The sequence below is a fragment of the Pinirhizobacter sp. genome (assembly GCF_035317885.1).
In the GTDB taxonomy this organism is placed as follows: domain Bacteria; phylum Pseudomonadota; class Gammaproteobacteria; order Xanthomonadales; family Rhodanobacteraceae; genus Pinirhizobacter.
In genome coordinates this window covers 1-6,076 of the sequence record NZ_DATHFX010000323.1, presented here as the reverse complement: position 1 = coordinate 6,076, position 6,076 = coordinate 1, and the positions used below count along the sequence as shown (strand labels likewise).

At 65.2% G+C, this 6,076-nt stretch carries 6 protein-coding genes; 2 read left to right on the top strand and 4 right to left on the bottom strand.

The window, feature by feature from the left end; genetic code table 11:
- From dnaK to hrcA, 3 genes are all read right to left on the bottom strand, one after another.
- Positions 1-1,378: molecular chaperone DnaK (gene dnaK, locus VK519_RS10540; RefSeq protein WP_324349626.1), on the bottom strand; the 1,378-nt coding region annotated here is incomplete at its 3' end.
- Between the two features lie 120 nt (positions 1,379-1,498).
- Positions 1,499-2,044, bottom strand: coding sequence for a nucleotide exchange factor GrpE (grpE, locus tag VK519_RS10535; RefSeq protein ID WP_324349624.1), 546 nt, complete (start codon positions 2,042-2,044; stop codon positions 1,499-1,501).
- 86 nt (positions 2,045-2,130) lie between these two features.
- The gene (hrcA, locus tag VK519_RS10530; RefSeq protein ID WP_324349628.1) at positions 2,131-3,186 is read right to left on the bottom strand and encodes a heat-inducible transcriptional repressor HrcA; all 1,056 of its coding nucleotides are present in this window, start codon (positions 3,184-3,186) and stop codon (positions 2,131-2,133) included.
- Between the two features lie 166 nt (positions 3,187-3,352).
- Between hrcA and recN the strand changes: the two genes are divergently transcribed.
- On the top strand, positions 3,353-5,020 hold the full coding sequence (gene recN, locus VK519_RS10525; protein ID WP_324349622.1) for a DNA repair protein RecN: 1,668 nt from the start codon (positions 3,353-3,355) through the stop codon (positions 5,018-5,020).
- Here the strand turns inward: recN and VK519_RS10520 are convergent.
- A complete protein-coding gene (locus VK519_RS10520; protein WP_324349620.1) occupies positions 5,017-5,643 on the bottom strand; it encodes a response regulator transcription factor in 627 nt (208 codons plus the stop codon). The two genes, recN and VK519_RS10520, sit on opposite strands and share 4 nt — an antisense overlap.
- A 58-nt stretch (positions 5,644-5,701) precedes the next feature.
- Here VK519_RS10520 and VK519_RS10515 point away from each other — a divergent pair.
- Positions 5,702-6,076 (top strand): MASE1 domain-containing protein (locus tag VK519_RS10515; protein ID WP_324349619.1); only part of this gene is annotated, 375 nt, incomplete at its 3' end.

Below are 6,076 nucleotides of genomic sequence, written 5' to 3'. Positions count from 1 at the left end.
GGTCGAACTTGGCCAGTGACTTGTTGAAGCGGGCCTGGTCGCGCTCACCCTGCAGCACGTGCACGGTGACGGCGGTCTGGTTGTCGTCGGCGGTCGAGAAAGTCTGCGAGGCCTTGGTCGGGATCGTGGTGTTCTTCTCGATCAGCTTGGTGAACACCCCGCCCATGGTCTCGATGCCCAGCGACAGCGGGGTGACGTCCAGCAGCAGGACATCCTTCACCGTGCCGCCCAGCACGCCGCCCTGGATGGCCGCGCCCACGGCGACGGCTTCATCGGGGTTGACGTCCTTCCGCGGTTCCTTACCGAAGAAGTCCTTGACCGCTTCCTGCACCTTGGGCATGCGGGTCTGGCCGCCGACCAGCAGCACTTCGTCGATGTCCGAGACGCGCAGGCCAGCATCGTTCAGGGCCGTGCGGCAGGGATCGATGGTGCGCTTGACGAGGTCTTCGACCAGCGCCTCGAGCTTGGCGCGGGTGAGCTTGATGTTCAGGTGCTTCGGGCCCGAGGCATCGGCCGTGACGTAGGGCAGGTTCACGTCAGTCTGGTGCGAGGAAGACAGTTCGATCTTCGCGCGCTCGGCGGCATCCTTCAGGCGCTGCAGTGCAAGGTGGTCCTTGCGCAGGTCGATGCCCTGCTCCTTGTTGAATTCATCGACGAGGTAGTCGATGACGCGCTTGTCGAAGTCCTCGCCACCGAGGAAGGTGTCGCCGTTGGTGGCCAGCACCTCGAACTGCTTCTCGCCGTCCACTTCGGCGATCTCGATGATGGACACGTCGAAGGTGCCGCCGCCGAGGTCGTACACGGCAATCTTGCGATCGGCACCCTTCTTGTCCAGGCCATAGGCCAGCGCGGCCGCGGTGGGCTCGTTGATGATGCGCTTGACGTCCAGGCCTGCGATCTTGCCGGCGTCCTTGGTGGCCTGGCGCTGGCTGTCGTTGAAGTAGGCAGGTACCGTGATCACCGCTTCGGTGACCGCCTCACCGAGGTAGTCCTCGGCGGTCTTCTTCATCTTCATCAGCACTTTGGCCGAGATCTCCTGCGGCGCCATCTTCTTGCCGTCGCCGGTCTGCACCCAGGCGTCGCCGTTGTCGTGCGCGGCGATGCCGTAGGGAACGATGTCCAGGTCTTTCTGCACTTCAGCGTCGGTGAACTTGCGGCCGATCAGGCGCTTCACCGCATAGAAGGTGTTCTTCGGGTTGGTCACGCTCTGGCGCTTGGCCGGCGCGCCTACCAGCACTTCGCCGTCTTTGGTGAAGGCCACGATGGACGGCGTGGTGCGGTCGCCTTCGGAATTCTCGATCACCCGTGCGGTCGAGCCGTCCATGACGGCGACGCAGGAGTTGGTCGTACCAAGGTCGATACCGATGATCTTGCCCATGTTTCATTGCTCCGGATTTCAAGGCGGCCCCCGCGGCCGCGACTAGGTCAAATAAGTGGGGCCCGAGCCCCTCGATTCAATGCTTTAGCGTCGACATTAGGGCGCCTGCGAAAAAACGGCCTATTCCGCTTCCTTCGCCACCGCCACCAGTGCCGGACGCAGCAGACGGTCGTTGAGCACGAAGCCTTTCTGCAGTACCGCCACCACCGTATTGGGCTCGAACTCACGCGACTGGACCATGCTCATGGCCTGGTGGTGGTCCGGGTTGAACGGCTGGTGGAGGGGATCGATGACCTTCAACCCATGGGTCTGGCCGAGCTTGTCCAGCGACTTCAGGGTGAGTTCCATGCCTTCGCGCAGCGTCGCCGCGTCGTCGGTCTCGATCGCCAGGCCCCGGTCCAGTCCGTCGAACACGGGCAGGAGGTCGGCCAGGATCTTCTCGTTGGCGAAGCGGCGGGCCTGGTCGAGGTCCCGCTGCAGGCGCCGCCGCTGGTTTTCGATCTCGGCCCGCTCGCGCAGGACGATCTCGCGCATTTGCGCCAGTTCGCCTTCAGCCTGGACCAGGCGGATGGTGAGCGCCTCGATCTCGGCATTGCGCTCGTCGCCGCCGGTGGCCGCGCTGTCTTCCGGCGCCGGGTTCGGCGCGTGCGGGTCGGTGTTTTGCATGCTGACTCCAAATGTCGACGTAAAAAACCACGGGCAATACCACCCGGGTGTGAACATTCGCGGTAAAAAACCGCCTCCCGCCGCGGTTATGAGGCCGTCGCGGCCCGATTCAAGGCATCGGAGAGCAAACTGGCCGTTGCCTGTACCACGGGAATGACGCGTTCGTAGGCCATGCGCGTGGGCCCGATGACGCCCACCGCGCCCAGTACCCTGCCCTGCGCCCCGTAGGAGGCCGTGACCACGCTGCAGCCGTCGAGGGCCGAAAAACCTGACTCCTCACCGATGAAAAGCCGCACCCCGGGCGCCTTGGCGCACACTTCCATCAGTTGCAGGAGATCGCGTTTCTGCTGGAATGCATCGAAAAGATCACGCAGGCGCTCGATGTCGGCCAGCTCCGAATACCCCATGAGGTTGGTCTGGCCGGTCACCAGCACATCGGCCGCCCCCTCCGGGGCGAAGGACGCCGCCGCCAACTCCACGGTGCTGGAGAGCAGCCGGTTCAGTTCACTGCTGGCAGCTCGCAACTCGCCCAGCAGGAAGCTCCGGATATCGTCGATGCGGAAGCCGGCGAACTGATGGTTGAGGTAATTAGCGGCCTCTTCGAGCTGGCCCGGCGACAACGGCTTGGTGAGCTGGACGATGCGGTTCTGCACGTGGTTGTCGGAAAACTGCAGGATCACCAGTACCCGTTCGTCGGGCAACGCCACGAAATCGATGTGTCGAAGCGGGAAGTCGGCCTGGCGAGGCACGCTGACCACGCCGGCGAAGTGGGTCATCGCCGACAGCAGGTTCGATACATTGCCCAGGAGGTCGCGCGTGGTGGTCTGCTGCGGTGGAAGCTGCCGCTGCAGGAAGACCATTTCTTCGCGCGGCAGCGGCTTCAATTCGATCAGGCTGTCGACAAACAGGCGCAGGCCGCGCGGCGTGGGGATGCGGCCGGCGGAGGTGTGCGGCGAGGACACGAACCCTGCGTCTTCCAGGTCCGCCATGATGTTGCGGATGGTGGCCGGGCTCACTTCCAGGCCCGACGATCGCGAAAGGGTGCGCGAGCCCACAGGTTCTCCATCCACCAGGTACTGGGCGATCAGCGTCCGGAGCAGCCGGCGCGCCCGCGCATCGAGTTCGGTACCTTCAGACGGGATCGTGGACACGTTTTAGGCGGTATCTGGAGGTGGATGGGTTGGATCAGTTGACCTTAGCTTCAATAAGGCCGAAGCGGGGGACTTGCAATAGGCGGCGGCATTGTCGCATTCCGTGCGACGGGAAGGCAGCTACAATCGTTGCAACCCAATGGCCGCCCCCTCTTCCATGCTGACATCGCTCTATGTTCGCCAGTTTGCCGTGGTAGAGGAAGCGGAAATCGCCTTCGGGCCGGGGCTTACCGTGGTCAGTGGCGAGACGGGCGCGGGCAAATCCCTACTGGTGGATGCGCTCATGTTGCTGGCCGGCGGACGTGCCGACAGCGGCATGATCCGCGCCGGCAGCGACCGCGCGGAGCTATCGGCCGAATTCGACCTCGCCGCCCTGCCCCTGGCCCTGGCATGGCTTCGCCAGGAGGAACTGGACGATGGACAAGGCTGCCAGTTGCGCCGGGTGATCCGCGACGGCAGTTCACGGGCATGGATCAATGGCCGGCCGGCAAGCCTGGCGCAACTGTCCGAACTTGCCACCCAGCTGGTGGAGATCCACGGGCAGCACGAGCACCAGGCGCTGCTTTCGCGCAGCCACCAGCTCGCCCTGCTCGACGCCTACGCCGGCAACGAAGGGCTCCTGGCCGAAGTGGCCGCCACCGCCGGCGCCTGGCGCGACGCAGGCTTACGCATCAGGAAGCTCTCCGGCGGCGACGACCGCGAACACCGCATCGAGATGCTCGGCCACGAAACAGCCGAGCTTGAGCGATGGGCGCTCGATCCCCAGGCCTTCGAAGAACTTGAAGCCAACCACCGCCGACTGGCCAACGCCGGGAGGCTGGCCGAGGGCGCCTCGGCCGTTGTCGAACTGATCGACGGCGAGAGCGAACTGGCGATCGGCCGCGCCCTGCTGCGCGCGCAACTGGAATTGCAGCGCCTGGCAGAGATCGACCCCCGCCTGGCGCCGCAGGTGGAACTGATCGACAACGCGCAGATCCAGCTCGGCGAAGCCGTCGATGCCCTGGGCCGCTACGCCCAGGATGTCGACCTCGACCCCGAGCGCTTCGCCGAAAGCGAGACTCACCTGTCGCACCTGCATGACCTCTCCCGCCGCTACCGCCTGCCGATGGCCGAGCTCGGCGCCAAGGCGGTAGAACTGCGCGAGGAACTCACGGAACTTGAAGGCGCAGGCGAAGCACTGGAGAACCTCGGGCGCGAACGCGACAGGCACCTGGCTGCCTGGACCGCCGCCGCAGTGTCGCTATCGAAGGCGCGCCGGGCCGCAGCCACGCGGCTGGGCGATGAAGTGACCGCGCTCATGGCGGGGCTGGGCATGGCCGGCGGCATCGTGCGCATTGAGCTTGCCGATGAAACCGGCACTGATCCGGATCCGCAAGGCCGCGAGCGCTGCGAGTTCCTCGTCAGTGCCAATCCCGGGCAACCTCCGCGCGCCCTGCGCAAAGTGGCCTCGGGCGGCGAGCTGGCACGCATCAGCCTTGCCATCGAGGTAGCCACCCTGGGCAACGACACCATCGGCTGCATGGTTTTCGATGAAGTGGACACCGGCATCGGCGGCGCCGTAGCGGAAGTCGTCGGCCAGAAATTGCGCGCGCTGGGCGAGCGTTGCCAGGTGCTCTGCGTCACCCACTTGCCGCAAGTAGCGGCACAGGGACACGCTCACCTGCGCGTGTCCAAGTCCACCGATGGAACCTCCACGCGCACCGAAGTCGACGTACTGGACACCATCGGCCGCCGCGAGGAACTCTCGCGCATGCTCGGCGGCGTTGAAATCACCAAACAGACCCGGGCCCACGCCAAGCAGATGCTCGACAGCGTCAAGGGCTAACCGGCAAGGCCGCGTTCGCTGGCCATGCGGTAGAGATCCAGTTCCGATCCCGCTCCCAGCTTGTTCATGACGCTGGCGCGGTGGATATATACCGTTTTCTGCCCTATCCCCAAGGCCGCGGCAACCTGTTTGGGCGCCCTGCCCGAAGCCAGCAACAGGAATACCTCGCGCTCGCGGGCGGTAAGCCTGTTGATCGGATCGAGCGTTTCCGGCGCCCGTCCCGCGCGCTTTTCCTTGAGGTCCGAGCTCAGGTATTCCTCGCCGCGCAACACCGCGCGCATGCCCGCCACCAGTTCCTCGGGAGCCACGCCCTTGGTGACGTAGCCCGACGCGCCACGGCGCAAGGCCTCCGAAACGTAGGGCTCGCCATCGTGCATGCTCAGCACCACGATACGCGTGTCAGGCGCTACGCTGCGCAGATGCTCGATCAGCGGCAGGCCGCTGCCGTCAGGCAGGGAAAGATCCACCGCAACTAGGTCCGGCCGATGCAGGGCAACCGCCTCCACCGCTTCGTCGGCGTTGCGGCACTCGGCGATCACATCGAGGTCCGCCTCCATGTCGATGAGGCGCTTGAACCCTTCGCGCACGATAGCGTGGTCATCGACCAGGACGATGCTGTACATGATTTGTACTTTACGCAGGTTCTCCCGCCGACGCGAATATCCTCATAAGATCGCCACCATGCGCGCGAATCGATCCTGGGCCAGCTCCGGCCCCTTTCTTGGCCTGGTCTACTTCCTTGCCTGGGTGGCGTTGTGGCCCGGCCACCAACCTTATTGGGTACTGCCCTTCGGCTTCCGCTTCGGCGTGCTGTTGCTTTCCCGAAGCCGTGCCTGGCCGTGGATCATCGGCGCGGAACTTGCCGCCAGCGCGTTCTGCGACTGGCGCGCGGGTAGCCATTTCGGCGTGCTCGGATTCGTCGCCGGCGACCTGCCCGAACCCTTGATCGTGGCTTTCACCCTGTGGCTGCTCCGCCGCGCCCACCTGCACGCGAGCCTTGACGATCCCGATGGCGTGGCCCGCCTGCTGCTTTCGGCCATGCTCACTGCGCTTGCG